The 16,884-nt window shown below is 43.0% G+C and carries 17 protein-coding genes and 1 other annotated feature; of the genes, 16 read left to right on the top strand and 1 reads right to left on the bottom strand.

All coding sequences use genetic code 11. The features are described 5' to 3' along the window. Positions 1 to 31: 31 nt before the first annotated feature. The 12 genes from ACJ28U_RS04195 (at position 32) to ACJ28U_RS04140 (ending at position 13,532) form a co-directional block, all read left to right on the top strand. Complete coding sequence (locus ACJ28U_RS04195; RefSeq protein ID WP_407618483.1) at positions 32 to 481, top strand: hypothetical protein; 450 nt, start codon at positions 32 to 34, stop codon at positions 479 to 481. 188 nt (positions 482 to 669) lie between these two features. Further along, on the top strand, positions 670 to 5,052 hold the full coding sequence (locus ACJ28U_RS04190) for a hypothetical protein (RefSeq protein ID WP_407618482.1): 4,383 nt from the start codon (positions 670 to 672) through the stop codon (positions 5,050 to 5,052). A gap of 15 nt (positions 5,053 to 5,067) precedes the next feature. Continuing rightward, a complete protein-coding gene (locus ACJ28U_RS04185; RefSeq protein WP_407618481.1) occupies positions 5,068 to 5,670 on the top strand; it encodes a LysM peptidoglycan-binding domain-containing protein in 603 nt (200 codons plus the stop codon). A gap of 1 nt (position 5,671) precedes the next feature. Next, positions 5,672 to 6,007, top strand: coding sequence for a phage baseplate plug protein (locus tag ACJ28U_RS04180; RefSeq protein WP_407618480.1), 336 nt, complete (start codon positions 5,672 to 5,674; stop codon positions 6,005 to 6,007). A gap of 2 nt (positions 6,008 to 6,009) precedes the next feature. Continuing rightward, entirely contained in the window at positions 6,010 to 7,494 is a 1,485-nt protein-coding gene (locus ACJ28U_RS04175) for an SGNH/GDSL hydrolase family protein (RefSeq protein WP_407618479.1), read from the top strand. Next, entirely contained in the window at positions 7,494 to 7,850 is a 357-nt protein-coding gene (locus tag ACJ28U_RS04170) for a hypothetical protein (RefSeq protein ID WP_407618478.1), read from the top strand. The genes ACJ28U_RS04175 and ACJ28U_RS04170 overlap by 1 nt, the downstream gene beginning before the upstream one ends. Beyond that, on the top strand, positions 7,847 to 8,209 hold the full coding sequence (locus tag ACJ28U_RS04165; protein WP_407618477.1) for a GPW/gp25 family protein: 363 nt from the start codon (positions 7,847 to 7,849) through the stop codon (positions 8,207 to 8,209). The genes ACJ28U_RS04170 and ACJ28U_RS04165 overlap by 4 nt, the downstream gene beginning before the upstream one ends. Then, positions 8,202 to 9,374 carry a baseplate J/gp47 family protein gene (locus tag ACJ28U_RS04160; protein WP_407618476.1) on the top strand — a complete coding sequence of 391 codons (1,173 nt, stop codon included), beginning with the start codon at positions 8,202 to 8,204 and terminating at the stop codon, positions 9,372 to 9,374. Before ACJ28U_RS04165 ends, ACJ28U_RS04160 begins: the two co-directional genes overlap by 8 nt. Further along, the gene (locus ACJ28U_RS04155) at positions 9,371 to 9,955 is read left to right on the top strand and encodes a hypothetical protein (protein ID WP_407618475.1); all 585 of its coding nucleotides are present in this window, start codon (positions 9,371 to 9,373) and stop codon (positions 9,953 to 9,955) included. Before ACJ28U_RS04160 ends, ACJ28U_RS04155 begins: the two co-directional genes overlap by 4 nt. Before the next feature lies 1 nt (position 9,956). Further along, positions 9,957 to 11,954, top strand: a complete 1,998-nt coding sequence (locus ACJ28U_RS04150; protein ID WP_407618474.1) for a pyocin knob domain-containing protein — start codon at positions 9,957 to 9,959, stop codon at positions 11,952 to 11,954. 17 nt (positions 11,955 to 11,971) lie between these two features. After that, positions 11,972 to 12,517: a hypothetical protein gene (locus ACJ28U_RS04145; protein WP_407618473.1), complete on the top strand. Its 546-nt coding sequence runs from the start codon at positions 11,972 to 11,974 to the stop codon at positions 12,515 to 12,517. Then, positions 12,504 to 13,532, top strand: a complete 1,029-nt coding sequence (locus ACJ28U_RS04140; protein WP_407618472.1) for a GH25 family lysozyme — start codon at positions 12,504 to 12,506, stop codon at positions 13,530 to 13,532. The genes ACJ28U_RS04145 and ACJ28U_RS04140 overlap by 14 nt, the downstream gene beginning before the upstream one ends. 371 nt (positions 13,533 to 13,903) lie before the next feature. Here ACJ28U_RS04140 and ACJ28U_RS04135 read toward each other — a convergent pair whose 3' ends face one another. After that, a complete protein-coding gene (locus ACJ28U_RS04135; RefSeq protein ID WP_407618471.1) occupies positions 13,904 to 14,263 on the bottom strand; it encodes a hypothetical protein in 360 nt (119 codons plus the stop codon). A gap of 308 nt (positions 14,264 to 14,571) precedes the next feature. After that, positions 14,572 to 14,647 (top strand) — a sequence feature (ribosomal protein L21 leader region). Positions 14,648 to 14,678: 31 nt separating this feature from the next. Here ACJ28U_RS04135 and rplU point away from each other — a divergent pair. The 4 genes from rplU (at position 14,679) to ACJ28U_RS04115 (ending at position 16,579) form a co-directional block, all read left to right on the top strand. Further along, the gene (gene rplU / locus ACJ28U_RS04130) at positions 14,679 to 14,981 is read left to right on the top strand and encodes a 50S ribosomal protein L21 (RefSeq protein ID WP_010372385.1); all 303 of its coding nucleotides are present in this window, start codon (positions 14,679 to 14,681) and stop codon (positions 14,979 to 14,981) included. A 27-nt stretch (positions 14,982 to 15,008) separates the two neighbouring features. Next, on the top strand, positions 15,009 to 15,320 hold the full coding sequence (gene rpmA / locus ACJ28U_RS04125) for a 50S ribosomal protein L27 (protein WP_003609238.1): 312 nt from the start codon (positions 15,009 to 15,011) through the stop codon (positions 15,318 to 15,320). 126 nt (positions 15,321 to 15,446) lie between these two features. Then, positions 15,447 to 15,800, top strand: coding sequence for a hypothetical protein (locus ACJ28U_RS04120; RefSeq protein WP_407618470.1), 354 nt, complete (start codon positions 15,447 to 15,449; stop codon positions 15,798 to 15,800). 119 nt (positions 15,801 to 15,919) lie between these two features. Beyond that, positions 15,920 to 16,579 (top strand): hypothetical protein, encoded by a 660-nt coding sequence (locus ACJ28U_RS04115; RefSeq protein WP_407618469.1) that lies wholly within the window; start codon positions 15,920 to 15,922, stop codon positions 16,577 to 16,579. The last annotated feature ends 305 nt before the right edge of the window (positions 16,580 to 16,884 follow it).

The raw sequence follows: 16,884 nt of genomic DNA, 5'->3' as shown, positions 1-16,884 counted from the left end.
CATCTAAGCATCGAACAAAAGGAGAAATATCATGACTGAACCAGTACAAGACGCAACGACGCAACCAGCAACTATTGGTGAACTTCCAGGAGCTCAAACGGCTCCACAAGTGCCAGTTGTCCCACAAACGGAGGTCACTGATCCGTTGTACGACCAATACCACCGCCTAGCTGCTGAACGTGGTGAGACAGGATCATTGAACGGGCAATACCGTGAATTTGAAGCGAACGGGAAGAAGTTTATTTTGCGACACCCTGGAATTAAGCAGGCGATGAAGACGGTGACACTTGCATTTCAATTGGGGGATAACGTTCCGCCAGCATTTAATGCCGAGTATGTTAACGCATTGATCAAGAGCACTGTTGTATATCCAGATGTAGTGGCTAAGCAAGGTATCGATTACTTTGACGATCATGGAGATGAATTTGAGGCGGTGTTTAGCAACGCCGATGAATTTCTTAGCAAGCCTTTTAACTCATAAGAGTAACGAGAGAGATTTTGAACATAGGTTCGAGCAGGACTTCAAGTTGGAGTTCCCGGTACTCATGGGTTTGGCAACAAAGGAAGAAATAAATCTAATGACGTTAGACGAAATTGAGTATTTGAACTACAAGGCGAATGAACTGTATAAAATGCAGCACCCTGAATTAGAACCGGAGGAATAAAGTTATGGCTGGTGACGTACGTGATTTAACAATTGGACTTACGTGGAATGTGAATAATTCTGCATTAAAACAAGCTGACGAGGCCACCAGCCAGCTTATACATAAAGCGGAACAAGTAGAGAAGCAAATGCGAATTAACCCCGCTGGACTTGAAAAAGGGGCAGCCGGTTTACGTAAGCTGAGCGAAACTGCTGGTTCATCCGCAGCAAAACTAAAAGAGCTTTCAAACGTTGGACGAACGACAGGATCAGGTATCGAAGCAGGCATGAGTCGTGCCGATGCTGCGATGTCAAAAGTGAATGGCGCCTCAACAAGGTTACGAAGCAGCTTGAAGGAAACGGGAGCAGCCGGAAAAACGATTGGAGAAGGTGTCGCTACTGGTGTTAATCGAGCAACTGAAAGCATTAACCGTGAAGTTTCGATGCTTGATAGGTTGAAGTCGAAGTTATCAAGTTTGAAATCAGCCACGGCAGGAGCTTTTTCTGGAGGTTCTGGTGGTGGCGTATCAAAATTCAACACGCAACTTGAACAAACAGAAAAGAAAGCAAGCAAACTTAAAGAAACATTGAAAGAGACTGCTGCCGCATTTTCTGTTGGACTGCTTGCCGCTGGGGCGGTTCAGTCCGTTGTTGACGGTGGTAAAGAACTAATTGGTGGCGGTTATGAACGTTTAAAGGAACGTGAGTCTGGACAAGCGATGTGGGCAACTTCAATATCCGACGCTCACGGTACATCTGGCAAAGCTCTAACAAGAGCCTCTGAGGCAGCGAATGACGCAACAATGGTTACTGCTTTACAAGCTGGTAATAGTTACGAAATGGCGAATGGTTTTGCTAAGCAAATCTATTCATCCGATGCGGGTTCTCGATATTCAGGTAATGTATCTGGTACGCAACGATTGCTAAAAGGTATTTTCAATATTCAGGACGCGAACGCATTAAGTGACCGTGAAATGGAAATGATGAAAATGGCAGTCGGAAATATCGGTGATTTGGGTAAAATGACCGGTCAAAGTGCACGATCATTTAATTTGCTTGACGGTAAAATAACGCGTGCTATCCGTAAAGAATACAAAAAAGAGACCGGACATGATCTTGGACTTAATAAAACTGGAACGGGTTACGACTGGTCAGCTGTTGATGCTGCAACCGCATATCGAGGTTTGGATGCGTATGGTAACTCTCGTGGTGTTGGTAAAGCTTCAGAACGGTTTAACTCAACATTACCAGGGGCTATGCGTTCTGCTAGAGAAGGTACATTAAATTGGCTTTCTGAGGTAATGAAAAAATCAGGAGAGCAAATTGCTAAGGGCGGAGGCTTTTCTGACATACTAGGGAAAATCTCAAAGACATTCACTAGTAAAGACTTGATGAGCAACGCGGATAAGTTCGCAAGCAAATTGACAGGAGTTGCTAATGCTTTGGGACAAGGTATTAAAGCTGTGTCGCCTTTTGTTAAGGCGTTTGGAGAGGGCTTCATCGGAGGGCTAAAGTCTGTTATTAACAACGTAAAGAATGGCATTGATAAGTTTAAAGACATTGCCAAAAGTGCCCTTGATATGCTTCCAAAAGGTACAGGCAACAAGGTATCTGATTGGGTCAAAGACGCAGCAAAATTTGCGGGAGCAATGACGGCTATTGGTCTATCTATCAAGGGCTTTACAAAATTGCCTTTAATTGGGAAACCATTACAAGGTATTTTAAATTTTGTTGGGCGTCTAACCAAATTAGATAAAATTCCAGGTATTAAGAGCCTATTCTCTGGAGCCAAAGGAAATAATGGTGCTCTGAGCGCAAATACTGGCGCCCTTAACCGATTAACCGCAGCACTTGGGGGAAAGAACAAGGGTGGTAAAAACGGCGCTGGAGACGACTATAACGACGATTATGGTGATGAAGGTAAAAACGGAAAGGGCAAAGACCGACTAACCCGCAAAAATAGGAAATATAACAAAGCAGCAAGTAAATATGAGCGAGCTGTTGAAAAATATGGATATGGATCCAAACAAGCAAATAAAGCTCGTTCAAGAATGGAACGCTTTGAGGATAAGGCTGCTACTAAGTTAGAACGAACTGGCGCACGTTACGGAACGCATTCATCTAAATATCAACGTGTTTTACGACAAGCGAACGGAATCGCTGAACGATATGGCAATACTGAATACGCAGGTCGTGTTGCCGCAGAAGAACGAAACTGGAGCCGAAGTGCACGATATGCAAAGCAAGGAACTCGTATGAGTCGATTGTTTGGTGGCATAGGACGTGTTGCAAGAGGTGGCGGTGGTGGCTTAATGCGTGGTATCGCTGGTGCTGGAAGCGGACTAATGAGAGGACTAGGTGGAGTTGGTCGTTTGGCCTCGCTTGGTGGTTCAGGTCTTGCCAGGGGTATTGGTGCTGTTGGTCGTGGAGCAAAAGGTTTGTTCTCAGCGGGCCGCGGCGCACTTTCTGCCGTTGCGGAGAGTGGCGCAGGAAGATTTGTTCGTGGTGCTGTTGGCCGGGCTGGAGGAGTTCTAAGTCTTGGAATGACAGCGATGGACGTTTACTCTGCTATGCAGCAAAAGCCAGGTAAGGCCCGCAATAAAGCAGTTGGTTCAGCTATTGGATCAGGTGTTGGTGGTGTTGCCGGTGCCGCGTTGGGTTCATTTTTGGGACCATTGGGTACTATTGCTGGTGGTGCAGCTGGTTCGTGGCTAGGCGGGAAAGCTGGGTCATTTATCGGTAAAAACGCTGGAAATATCGGCAAGACTGTTTCTAGCATGGGTAAAGCTGTTACTGGTGCCGCAAAGGGTGCTGGTAAATGGTTTGGTGGAGTTTATGACGGTGCAAAATCGGGCCTATCAAAAGCTGGTAAAGCCGTTTCCTCTGGAGCTTCACACATCGGTAAATCGATGAAATCTGGTTTGTCAAAGGCTGGAAAAGTTGGTTCAAACGTATTTAAGGGTGTTTCTAATGCCGTTAAATCGGGTATGAGTAAAGCTTCAAGTGCCACTAAATCAGGCGCAAAGAAAGTTCAAAATGCTTTTAAGAATGCCTTTAAATTTAAGTCATCTAAGTCGGGGTTCAACAAGATTAACCGTGACGCAAAATCTGGAATGAGTAAGGTTACAAAGACTGTTAAGTCTGGTAGCAAGAAAACTCAGAAAGCCGGTAATGATGCGTTTAAATTCAAGAGTTCAAAGTCAGGCTTTAACAAACTTAACCGTACCGCAAAAAGCGGAATGAACAAGGTAACAAAAACGGTGAAGTCTGGTTCAAAGAAGGTTCAACGATCAGGTAAAGACGCTTTCAAGTTTAAGTCGTCGAAGTCAGGTTTTAACAAATTGAATTCAACTGCTAAAAGTGGCATGGCACGAGTTGCCCGCACAGTTAAGTCAGGTGCGAAGAAAGTTCAAAACGCTGGCCGAAACATCTTTAAATTCAAGAGTTCAAAGTCAGGTTTTAATCAACTTGTAAGTACGGCAAAAAGCGGAATGAACCGAGTGGCGAGTGCTGTAAAATCTGGCGCTCATAAAATTCAAAACTCAGCGAAGGATGCGTTTAGATTTAAGTCAGCTGCAGCAGGGTTTAATCAATTAAATTCACAAGCTAAAAGCGGTATGAGTCGAGTTGAGAGCACGATTAAGTCTAGCGCCTCAAAGTGGGAGTCAGCTATTAAGTCAGGTTTGACCAAAGCTGCCGCAACAATGACAAGCGTGTTCTCTAAAATGGCTTCAACTGCTACATCAAAATCTAGTGCGATTTCATCCGCGCTTGAAAAGGTTGGATCAACGGCATCTAGTGTTGCCTCTAAAATCAGTTCGCTTCAAAGTGCTATCGACAAATTGAAGTCGAAAACAATTACTTTGACGGTTGATTTAAAGGGTAAGGGTGCCGATAAGTTGGCTAACGGAACACCTGGAGCTAAGCAGGCGTTTAGCTCAGTTGTGCCTCGTTATGCAGGTGGTACACCACACGGCGGACACACTGGCGGTCTTGCCCTTGTTAATGACGCAAAGGGGTCAACGTTCCGTGAGGCGTTTATGTTGCCTAACGGTCTTGTAGGTTTGTTCCCTAACAAGCGTAATATCACAGTGCCATTGCCGGTAGGGACGCATGTTTTAGATGCTGCGACAACTCGTAAAAAGTTTGGTCATGCATACGCAAAGGGAACGTCTGGAGCAAAGGAAGCGTTTAAAACGCTAACAAATACTGCTGGAAACGCCGTACCAAAGACGGAAGCAAGTCCAAAACAAAGCACGGTCATTTCAATTAACCCGAATATGAGTTTCACCTTCAATGGCGGAGTGAATAGCGGTGAAGTTGAAAAGATTGTAATGCAGCTACTTAATACCCACATGTCAGCCCTCGCACATCAACTCGGAAGTGCATTGGGCCTTGAATTAGCTTAATCAGGAGGTGAAATTTTGAGTAATTATAATCAGCAAAAGGTTGGATCCAAAATGGAGCCTCAAAACGGGGGAGCAGCTATTTGGTTTTTTGCCACTGAAGAAGGTATGACAAAAGAAACAAATGTTGCGCAAAACCCAGTTGAAGATGGTTCGGCGGTGTCTGATCACGTTAGTTTAAGTTCGGACACGGGTTCAATTACCGGGTATCTGTTTGGTGACGGTGGTTCAAACCCTGACGGCCAAAATTATATGGAAAAAATGTATGAATGGCAGATGAAGGGCACACTGTTAAAGTGGTACGGCCGGCGTTACATGAACAGCATTGTAATATCGAATTTAGATTTTAAATTTGATAGTAATGCAAATGCTATGCAAGCAACGTTTACATGGACTCGTGTGCAAATTACAAAACGGCCTTCACAGGTTGCAATTGCTGTAAAGAAGCCAGTGAGCCCACCTCCGCCACCAACACCACCTGGAGTGTTTGTGATAGTACGGCCTGGTGATACCTATTGGGGTTGGATGATGCAGTATGGTACGCCATTAGATACGCTTAGAGGCTGGAACGGTTGGCCTGATAGATTTATACCTATCGGAGTTAGAGCGAGGGTACAGTAGTATGACAAAACGGTCTTATATACCCGTAAACAAGAATGGATTACCTGAAATGTTCGAGTTTCCATTTGGAAATTTAACCTACATTCTGGGAATTGATTACTTGATTTCGGAAGATATTTTCACGGTTGACCTAAAGACGGCTGCGGGAGAACCTATTGTTCTTGGAGAACGACTTGTCGCAAATCAGCCACTTTGGTCAGACTTTACGGATAGTAGAATACCGTCTGTAACGGTTGTCCCGATGAATGAAGCTGATCCAAATGAAGATATTACCTTTGAAACATTTGGCGATACGGTTCAACTGTTTATCGATGATGTAGGGCCAGATGGAGGTTGATTATGGCTTTCAATAAAATAATTGCCCTGGGAGATAGTATCACTCAGGGGTGGAGCGGTGTTTCAAGCGTTCCGTCATGGACTGAACAGGTTCAAAAACGATTAGGTGGAAGTGTCAGAAATATTGCTGTCGGTGGTTCAACGATGAGCGGGCTAAATGGGGAACATAATTTTGTTCAACAAGCAAAGTCTGTCGACTTTTCAACCTACGATGCTGTAACGATATTTTTTGGAGCAAATGATTTTAATTACTACAACGCTTCACTAGATCAAGTAAGACAAGCAATGGAATCTGGGCTGAATTACATTAAATCGAAAAATGCCAATATTACGATATTTGGAATTTTGCCTATTCAAAGTTTTATGAAAACGATGAATTTGAACGATTTATATAATGGCTACTCTCAAAACGATTTAATGAACGTTGAAGCCGACGTATACAATCGATTTGGAGCAAAAGTTATTGATTGGCGTGGCTCTCCAGTTGTAACACCAAATAATCGATATGATTATCTGGGAGATCATGTGCTGCACCCGACTGCTGAAACCTATGTGAAGCTTGGTGATAAGATAGCTGACTTCATAGCAGCTCATCAGCCTACTGTGGCCGATAAAGTGAAGCCGAAACCGCCAGTAAGTCAGGTGATAAAGTCGGATGTAGATCAATGGCTAGGAAAAGTGCGAGTTTCCATTACTAATGGCAATAGAAAATCAACTTGGAAATATGACCCAACAGATAGGCAAAATTCAATAATGATCCAGTTCAATTCACCTTTTAGTGACGACTCAACGCCGTCTGTTGTTCAAATTGACATGTTTAATTTGAGCGATAATAGCGTTAATTTCATTAGAGTTGGGACGCACGTTGTTTTAGAGGCTGGATATGGGAATGATATTGGTGTTATTTCTGAAGGCAAAATTAACTATGTTTATCCACGGACTAGCGACTCTGACGGGGATATTAAATCAAGCTTTTCATTTTTGGAGGGGCAAGATTACGAGAGCGCGAAAGATATTGAGCTATCTTTGGGTGCCGGTATTACAGCAAGCGATGCAATATCTCGTATTTCAGAGAAAGCGGGCATACCTTTAAGCGAGAAAGTTCTTAAAAAAGAAAAGGTATACAAGGACGGTTATAGTGCCGACGGGTCGCCAATTGACTCTCTGAGTGAGTTAGCTGAGGCTGGTGGCAGCAAGCTGTTCTATAAGCGTGGTCGTTTAGTTATTAATGACGTTAAAAACTCAGGTTCAAATGCTTTGATATATGACTCTGAACACGGTTTGATTGGGTATCCTCAACCGCTAGATTGGTCACCGGATGATAAGACGCGAGGATACAGCGTTGAGGTGTTATTAAATCATCGGATCAATGTCGGTCAAGCTATAAAACTTAACTCGAAATATGGTGGAGGTGCAATCTATCACTTTAGAAATGGTGAACATAGCTTTGACGGAGAAAACTTTAGAACAACAGGAGAGGTGATTTAATGGCGACTAAGAATGGTTCACCAACAAATGACTGGTCTAACTTGTTAGGGGCTATGACATTAAATGCGGCAGCCTCTGTAAACGTTTCAGCGCTTGGACGGGTAATTAGAAGCAATAGCAACAAAACGGCTGACGTTCAAATTCTGGGGCAGACAGGGGATAAAAAGCCGGCAACAATTTTTAATGCATTTAAATTGGACGACGTTTCTAACTTACAAGTTGGGGACGTTGTCCTTTTGTTATATCTTGACGTTTCTCTTGGTGATTACCCTGGAAAGGGTCAGATATTTAAAGTTAAGTCTAAGAAGAGACATAGCATTAACGATGCCGTGATTATTGGGAGGTTAGCACAATGATTGATTTTCAAATGGATGAAAATGGTGATTTGGTTCTAATCAATGATCTAATGACGGTTTCGGGCACGGAGCAACTGAAGCAATCAGCAGCAATCATATTAACTACAAGGACTGGTGAGTTTACTCTGGTTCCTGAGTTCGGTATGACGCGAAGCAACTTGATTACAAGGACTCTTAACACGAGTTATATCCAGAAAGATATTTCTGACTCGTTAAAGACGTGGAATAACCAAATTGATAGCGTTGATAATTTTGGCTTTTCTCAAAATAGAGAGACCCGTGAGCTTTCTGTTTCTTTTGATTTAACGGTTGTGAACAGTGATGAGGTAAATACGACGGAGGTGAGTTTAAATGCTTGATAATGATGGGTTCACACGTAGAACTTATGACACGATACTTCAAGATTTAATTCAACAGGCGCAAAACACCATTTCACCGAATATAGCGACTGGGCCTGACAGCAAAATTGGCTCATTATTACGGGTCATGGCATACGGCCTTGCGAAAGAGGAAGAATTGCAGGAATCTGTTTGGTTTTCTGGTTATGTTTCTCAGGCGGTTGGCGTGTCTCTTGATCGTTTAGCTGCGAACATCGGTCTTATCCGTAACCCAGCCAGAAATGCCTATACAACGTTGCAAGTTACTGGAAAGGCTGGGGCGGTGGTTCCAGAGTTAACAAGATTTGCTACTAAAGACGGCATCCAATTTATGGCTGTTCAAGAAAAGACACTTGTGGCGACTGATACTGCCACGGTAAGTGAAGATGATATACCTGGAGTTGCAACGATCAGTGCGGTTTCAGTTGAAAAGGTATCGGCTGCTAATGTTCCCTCTGGCACGATTACGACGATGATTGAGGCTGTTGACGGTGTTTTATCGGTAACTAATACAGAAGCGGCAACCGGAGGCACGGAGGCAGAGTCTGATGCCACTTTGAGGAAACGACTATTAGATAACTACAAAAAATCTGCGAATGGTACGGTTAACAGCATTTTGACTGCGGTTCAGAATGTTCCGGCTGTACAAATGGCACAGGTGATTGTAAACAATACGATTGAAGTAGACAGTTTTGGTAATCTACCTAAATCAGTTCACTTTTATGTTCAAGGTGGTGAGGATAGCGAAATTGCCAATGCTATTTTTAATGCGATTGTTGCCGGTGTATCAACCAATGGAAAAGTGTCCGTGGAAGTTCCAGTGCTTGGTGGAACACGAACACAAACAATTAAGTTTGACCGGCCAACCGAACGCAAGGTGAAGGTTGTTGTGAAGCTAGAGACAACGGATGATTTTTCTATCACAGGTGTTCAAGACGTTAAGACCGCAATTACTGATTACATGTCGACGCTGAGAATTGGCGAGACGTTGTACACGTCTCGTTTAATTGGAGCAGCGTTTGAAGTTACGGGCATTAAAAATGTTGTGTTAACTGTTTTGGAGAACAATGCTGAAATTCAGGGTAATAGTTTGGATCCAGCAGAATTTGAGTACATCGTACCTGAAGAAGTTGAGGTAACGGTATGACGGCAATTACAGACGAATTAGTGGCATTGTTGCCAATCTCATACCCCAGAAACCCAGAAAGTAATTGGTATAAAATTTTAGATTTATTTGGATATGAGCTTGATACTATCCAGAAAAGTACATTAAGAATTTTAAGTTGGCACAGTATTGATGAAGCAAGCGGTAAAGCTCTAGAAGTGGTTGGAAATGAGTACGGTGTAACCCGTACGACAATTGACGATGAGTTTTATCGCTTTTTAATTAAGTCGCATATTGAAATGGGGCTGCGCGTCGGCACGGTGAACGATTTAATACATGTGCTATCAAATACAAGTGGGCTTGATGCGAGTGCCTTTGACGTTCGGAATGGTCAAGAACCAATGAGCGTAAAGGTGTTGAATATGCCTACTGCGCTAACACCCGATGAAAATCAACGTCAGTTAGTTATCGATTGGATAGAAGCAGTTTTGCCGGCTGGTGTCCGGCTTGAAGAAATATCATTTCGTTCTGCTAGTGAAAGTGAAATTGGCCTCGGAATGGTTATTGAAAGTGCAAGTTGGTTTAAGTCGCCAGTTGCAACTATGAATGTGGAGGATATGTAGAATGGCTAAATTAAATGCTGCGAAATTTACAAATGCCGGTCTATCCGCTGCGGCAGATTTATTTCAGCACAAGACTTTGAATAAGGTATCAAAAATATCGATTTCAAGTACTGATTATACAAATAAAGACGTATCAGGGCTAAACAAACTAACTAATGAAGCATTGGTTGTTTTGCCGTCTGCGATTAAAAAATCAGCAAACGTTTTTACGGTGACTGGTGTATTTGATAGTTCTCGAATTACCACAGATACCTACATCCGGGCAATCGGGGTTTACATTAACGATAGTTCAAACAATGAAGTTCTGTTGGCGGTTGTTACGGCATCCGTTCCGGACTTTATTCCAGCTGGTGGTAACGCACAAGGGTCCATCGTTTATGACATCAACATCGCTGTAAACAACAGTGATGTAGGGTTCGAGTTGACTATCGATGATAATGCTATCGCTCAAATGAGTGACATAAAGAAAACAAAAGATTACGTAGATCAACAAAACGGGTTGTACGACTCAAAAGCTGTACACAAGTCTGGTAATGAGTTAATTGACGGAGTGAAGTCGTTCTCTCAGATTATTCTTGGTAGTATCAGCGGACACTCTAATACTGCTGATTATGTTTCTGGTCAAGAATTACAAGCCAGTGATGATTTGTCGCTGATTAAGACATCTGGCCGATATTTTACCGGGGCAACGGCAGGATCAACCGTGTTGAACAAGCCTAGTGGGTCATCTAACTGGTTCACTTTAGACGTGTTCGTACAACCGAGCGGTCAATACGGTATGCGTTCTATGGTAGATAGCAATGGTCGTTACTTTTTCTCAGGAATGAGCGGTGGTGATTGGCTGGCATGGTCTGAAATCAACCTGAATACTGGTTCCAATAATTGGACGGGAAAGAACTCGTTTAGTGAACCGATTGTTGCGTCTGGAGGGTTAGTGGGTAACGCTTCAACTGCCGACAAGTTGAAAAAGACGTTTAATTTGTCACTTTCTGGTGAAGGAACTGGAAATGTTTCGATTGACGGGTCTGGAAACGTGAGCTTGCCGCTAACTTTACCGGGGGTAGTTCATAAATCGGGGGCCGAAACTATTGAGGGTACAAAAACGTTTACAGCGGGTCCAGTGATAAGCCAGGATGCGCCCGGCCTTTGGTTTGGTACCACGGGATCACCTGACGGAAACCAGCAGCTTATCCGTCTCGGAAGTACCGGGACAATGGGTGAAAATATTGGATATTTTGGAACGAATCAACTTGCGCTCTTTGGTGGCGGTGAAGGTGCTGGTGCTATTCAAAAGGATATTTATACGAATGGTAAAGCTAAGGGAGATTTAAGTTTCTTGGACTCTACCACTGAGAGTGCTGCATTAGTTGGTGACGGTTCGGTTTTCATTATCACGCATGCAAACAATTATCAAAATGGGACGTATTCAGGACACAATGTGATTGAATTTTCGTCAGGTGGCGATATTCTGATCAACGGTAAATCTTACGACGCAGACTCAGTTCATAAAAGTGGCAATGAGACTGTCGGCGGTGACAAGAACTTCACGGGTACTATGCCCGGAACAACTAAGATTAACCAAATTCTTACTGCATTAAACGGGAACAGTGTGGTGTCATTACGACCGGATATTCAAGCGTATGAATATTCTGGAAAAGGTTTGACGTTCCGATTTATCAAGATTGGGCCGCTTGCATTTGTGAATGTATCTGGAAATGTAAGTGAGGACATTACTTCAGAAGAAACGCTATTCTCATTTGGTTCATCTACCAATGCAAAGATTTATGCTCAACCATATTGGGCAGGTGGTGAAACGACAGGATATAAGGGGCCAGCTATTTCTTTGGGACAGGCTGGAGTCTTGTCTATTTGGGATGACGGAACTACAAAGATTAGTTATCGTGGCCCTAAGATTGCGAAGGGTGCATGGATGGACGGAAGTATCACGTATATTTCAAATGCAGCGCTACCGGCAAATATGATCGCAAATAATAGTTAGTGAGTAGAAATGTGAAAATGTTAGAAAAAGTAAAGAAGTATCTGCCAATTATTTCAGGGCTTTTAGTTACACTAGGGGCCTTTAGTAAGCAAGTGTCACCGTATGTGAACGGGTTTAACTTGTCGTTCGTACTGGTGATTTTTGCTTATCTTGATTGGCATATGGGAATTGGTTGGCGGCGGCATCGGGGCAAAAAAGTGCTAAGTGGTTGGACGCTGGTAAGGAGGCTTGCTAAGAAACTGTTTGGATCACTGTTACCATTCACGTTTGAATTAGCAGGTTATTTGTTTGGGTTGTTTATTACGTATTTCAATATGTTTATGCCTTTCGCAAATATACCGGTGGACTCAACGCGCTTTTTGTTCTCGTGGTTAGCTATTGCCTCGTTTGTTGCGATTGCATACGACGGGTTGCTATCTATGGTTGCCAACTGGTGGTTAAGTGGGCATATTTTGCCAGATAAGTGCTATGACTGGGCACGAGATGAGATTTTTGAAAAGTTATATCGCACGGTGGACTCTCACCCGTTCAATACTGGAGGAAATGAAGATGAAACAATTTAATAAGCTATTTAAAACGGCTGCCGTAATGGTAGCCGTTTTCTTTGGAGATTTTGCCGTTACGGGAGTTACTGTGCATGCAGATTCGCCTCGTTACGATATGGTTGACGTATCAAATCACAACGGACAAATGACAACGCCAGAATTTATTGATATGCGAGACGCATATGGTGTCAAGGCCGTTGTGACAAAAATCTCTGAGGGAACAACCTACCACGACTGGACGGCTGCTGGTAATATTCAAGCTGCTCAAGCAGCCGGACTGTACATTAACGGGTATCACTACCTGCATGCAACAACTATTGAGGGTGCTATCGCAGAGGCTGATTATGCTGTCGCTATGGCACAAGCTGACGGCTTGCCAGTCGGAGCGGTTTTGGTTGCCGATGTCGAGGAACCGGCCCAAATGGCGATGGGTGCAAATATGCAAGCGGTTGTAACGGCGTTTGAAAATGAGGTTCAGATTAAGGGTGGGTTCCGTACTACTGCTTACACAATGGGGTCTCATCTTGAGGTGACGCCATATGGTGAAAAGTCATGGATTGCTTCATACCCATTCACGCCAACGTCAACTCAAAACTGGTATGCTACAGAGCACGGTTGGCAGTTTGATTCAAAGGCTACATTCCGCATGTCACTTGGTGTGTTTGATGTAAATCAGTTGTACGACAACTTCTTTACTGCGGATCAAGCGGTAATCAAGAAGAACCCTGGTGACGGTGCTACAGTGTGGTCAAAGAAGGGTGTTTGGTACACAGACAAGTCGTTCAAGCACAAGGCCAACGGCATCAAGAAGCACATGGGTTCTTACTGGTCATTTGCTAACGGTAAGCTAATCAAGTCAAACTGGACGAACTCATGGGGGATGTACTACTGGTCTGACGGTGACGGTAAGCTTGTTCAAGGAAAAGGAACTTGGAAGGGTTACACATGGGATTTCGGAACTGATGGAACCTACTATGTTAAGAGCGCAACGCCAAAGAGCCTGAATAAATTGGTTGAACAATTGAATAAGTAAACTGGTCGAATTTAACCAGTTTTGTGACCGACAATATTGTCGGTCACAAATATAAAAAGCCCGTCTGGACAGGTGCAATTGCACTTGATCTAGGCGGGCTTTTTTGTTTGACACAAATATGCTAGTAATTATGGGTTGTATATATTAAACTAATGAATGCGGTTTAACCAGCCGTAAAAGATTTTTAAGAAGCCGATAGCGCGACTTATAAATTTTTCTTTTTTCATTTATTAAGCTAAAGCTTAATTATAACCATACTTAAGCGTTCGTATTAGTACGAGCGCTTTTTTACGGTCCAAACTTTATCTGACTAGTATGAATGGCCCAATGAAGAATCGTACGAAGCTGTCAGAGCGTGTTTTTGATAGTATTTAGACGAATTCTTCTACATCATGTAAGTCCCATGACCAATCATGCTCAACCGCATGCCAATTTCCAGTTGCAGCAGAAGGACCAATTTTAGTTGCTAGTTCGATCCAAGTCTTAACATCAAATAGGGTTGGCCGGAACATTGCCTTAGCAGTTGCCTCGGTGTAATCTTCCCAAACTAGTTCATTCTCTTCTAGCAAGGGTTCAACAATTTCTCGGTGCAAATTAATGTAAGCTTGCTTCGAATTAAATCCGTTAGCCACAAGTTCGTTAAACTTTCCTACATATAAAATGCGTTCATCTTCTGTTTCTGATTTCAAGAAACTGTTCAGTCGTTCAATCCAGTGGGTGGTTTCTGTCATGTTAGGTTCCTCTTATCTTTGTTAATTTAAACCTAATTATATATGAAATGACAAAAATAAGAAACCGTAGCACTTTGTAGCACCGTTTGTAGCACTTGTTAGAAAAACGGTAGAAAATCACCGGGAATATAAAATATAATACTAGCCAATTTTTATATTATTTTTCTGGAATGATGCACGTGTATTTTTAAAACAATGTCCACCAGCTGCACTTATGTTTTCGTTAAAATCCCTCACCAATTGTGGGGGATTTTATTGTTTTTGTTTTCCCATTGGTTTATAATAACTTACGTTGTGTTTGTGGATCCCACAAACTGCAACCACTCGTGGTCTGTATTAAGTTGTTCCTCGGAACACGCGGACTCGGTGAGTCTAAGTTTTTTTAGAAATAATATATATGGAGGTCTACAGACTCATGGCAGCATATGCAATCATTGAGAACGGTGGAAAGCAATACAAGGTTTCTGCCGGTGACGTAATCTACGTCGAGAAGATGGACGCCGCAGAGGGTGACAAGGTTGTCTTTGACAAGGTTGTCTTCGCTGACGGCAAGATCGGTGCACCATACGTTGATGGTGTTACTGTATCAGGTACTGTTGAGAAGCAAGGTAAGGAAAAGAAGGTTGTTACTTTCAAGTACAAGCCAAAGAAGCACTCACACAAGAAGCAAGGTCACCGTCAACCATACACTAAGGTTGTCATTGACTCTATTGCCTAAGACATCGGAAAGAAGAGGATTTAAATCATGCAATTGAATTTGAACAACTTGACGATGCTTGCCCACCACAAGGGAGGCGGATCTTCTGCCAACGGTCGTGACTCAGCAGGTCGTCGTCTAGGAACGAAGCGCGCTGATGGTCAAGACATCAAGGCTGGATCAATCATTTACCGTCAACGCGGTACGCACATCTACCCAGGTGTAAACGTTGGTCGTGGAAACGATGACACGTTGTACGCTTTGACTGATGGTGTCGTAAAGTTCGGTCGTTTGGGCCGTGACCGTCGCCAAGTATCAGTTGTTACTCGTGAAGAGTACAAGCAAATCATTGCTAAGTAATTTGTTACTTAACTAAGATTTGAAGACAGTTGATTAGACTGTTAAAAGACAGCATTACGATTAAGTTCGCGATGCTGTCTTTTTGTTTGTTGTTCATTATTTCAAATACAGAAGAAAGGTATGATTATGACAGCACGTACATTGTTAACTCAAATTGTTAGTGATTTAAATGCTTTTGACGAAAAGTATACCGATTTGTTTGCGTTAGATGCCACGGTTTCGGACGTTGCCTCAGGACAAATGAGAACTGGTAAATCGGATATCAAAAGCTACTTTAAGCAATATTTCATTGACTTTAGTGTGCAAACAAGTGTGAACAAGATTAATGATTTAGTAGATAATCATGTGGTAGCCGATGTGACATTCCATGGTGATTTTACGGATGATTTTGCACCTGAAGGTAACGTTGATGCAGTTTTGGAACTCATAACGAATGAAGATAAAGTTCAGACAATGATTATTAAGTTGATCGTTAATTAATGTACATAATTTTGGACTGGATAATTCAGAGTTGGGCCAACCTCAAGACGGCTATTGTTAGTAAAATAGGATTAAGATACGCGGTGGGAAATTACTAACCAAAAAATGAGGTGAAAACAATGTCTAATCGGGATAAGGAAACAAATAGGCTGCGTCGTTCAAATACGCCATACAAGAAAAGTCCAGTAAAGGTACTGTTAGTTGTAGCGTTATTATTATTAGCGTTGTTATTGGGTGTTGGTGTTGCCGCAGTGATTGATAATGCTCGTACTGACAAGGCGGCGACATCGTCATCGTCTATTACAAGTAGTGTTTCGTCACAAACCAGTTCGGTAACAGCTAGCTCGACAACCACGTCATCAGCAAGTTCTGCGACATCGTCAGCCACGGCAACGTCTGAGTCGTCATCGAGTGAGCTGACTGGGACACCAGGAGTTGTGGCGACAGACCTAACCCAGAATGATCGGGCATCAATTTTGGCCCAAGTCATTACAACCGAAGCCGGTTATACGCCATCGGATGTCCACAATATTACAACTGGTGTGGTCGACGGCGTTGGCTCAGGTAAGGGCCGGGTGGTTGTTGGCATTGGCGTGAATGGTATTGGGGCGACGTATACGTTGTCTGGTGATGGTGGTGTAGGAGTGATGACGGGTTCGTATACCGGTGGAAATGGTGATAGTGATCATCCGTTTTCAATTAATGTGAACGACTGGTTGCGTACGCATAACTTACAAGATGTCCAGGCAGAGTACGGGTCAGTGATGACCAGCAATTAACGAGGGTTATTTCTTGCAAGCGCTTACAGTGGGTGCTATTATAATCATGTACCAAAGGAAAGGCAGGTAATTGAATTGCAGGAAGAATTCATTTCAACCTCTATCATCTCTCTACCTACCGACATCCATGCGGGCGTGTCACGGTAATGACGCAAGATAACAAGACGTATCAATTTAAGAGATAAACACTTTAGTCATGATTTGACATCTCTTGCGGTCATTAGCATCGGTTACTTCGAGGACGTACGATAATCCAATTTGGATGTAAGCCTGTACAGAGTTCGAAGGCTGCTCCCGACACGGTT

The organism is Weissella sp. MSCH1, from assembly GCF_045799135.1.
Taxonomy (GTDB): domain Bacteria; phylum Bacillota; class Bacilli; order Lactobacillales; family Lactobacillaceae; genus Weissella.
The sequence above is the reverse complement of the archived record's forward strand: the minus strand, read 5'-3'. Positions and strand labels throughout refer to the sequence as shown.

Coding starts and splice junctions, on each gene's coding strand:
- ACJ28U_RS04195 (WP_407618483.1), top strand. CDS start 32: ATGACTGAACCAGTACAAGACGCAACGACGCAACCAGCAACTATTGGT.
- ACJ28U_RS04190 (WP_407618482.1), top strand. CDS start 670: ATGGCTGGTGACGTACGTGATTTAACAATTGGACTTACGTGGAATGTG.
- ACJ28U_RS04180 (WP_407618480.1), top strand. CDS start 5,672: ATGACAAAACGGTCTTATATACCCGTAAACAAGAATGGATTACCTGAA.
- ACJ28U_RS04175 (WP_407618479.1), top strand. CDS start 6,010: ATGGCTTTCAATAAAATAATTGCCCTGGGAGATAGTATCACTCAGGGG.
- ACJ28U_RS04170 (WP_407618478.1), top strand. CDS start 7,494: ATGGCGACTAAGAATGGTTCACCAACAAATGACTGGTCTAACTTGTTA.
- ACJ28U_RS04165 (WP_407618477.1), top strand. CDS start 7,847: ATGATTGATTTTCAAATGGATGAAAATGGTGATTTGGTTCTAATCAAT.
- ACJ28U_RS04160 (WP_407618476.1), top strand. CDS start 8,202: ATGCTTGATAATGATGGGTTCACACGTAGAACTTATGACACGATACTT.
- ACJ28U_RS04155 (WP_407618475.1), top strand. CDS start 9,371: ATGACGGCAATTACAGACGAATTAGTGGCATTGTTGCCAATCTCATAC.
- ACJ28U_RS04150 (WP_407618474.1), top strand. CDS start 9,957: ATGGCTAAATTAAATGCTGCGAAATTTACAAATGCCGGTCTATCCGCT.
- ACJ28U_RS04145 (WP_407618473.1), top strand. CDS start 11,972: ATGTTAGAAAAAGTAAAGAAGTATCTGCCAATTATTTCAGGGCTTTTA.
- ACJ28U_RS04140 (WP_407618472.1), top strand. CDS start 12,504: ATGAAACAATTTAATAAGCTATTTAAAACGGCTGCCGTAATGGTAGCC.
- ACJ28U_RS04135 (WP_407618471.1), bottom strand. CDS start 14,263: ATGACAGAAACCACCCACTGGATTGAACGACTGAACAGTTTCTTGAAA.
- rplU (WP_010372385.1), top strand. CDS start 14,679: ATGGCAGCATATGCAATCATTGAGAACGGTGGAAAGCAATACAAGGTT.
- rpmA (WP_003609238.1), top strand. CDS start 15,009: ATGCAATTGAATTTGAACAACTTGACGATGCTTGCCCACCACAAGGGA.
- ACJ28U_RS04120 (WP_407618470.1), top strand. CDS start 15,447: ATGACAGCACGTACATTGTTAACTCAAATTGTTAGTGATTTAAATGCT.
- ACJ28U_RS04115 (WP_407618469.1), top strand. CDS start 15,920: ATGTCTAATCGGGATAAGGAAACAAATAGGCTGCGTCGTTCAAATACG.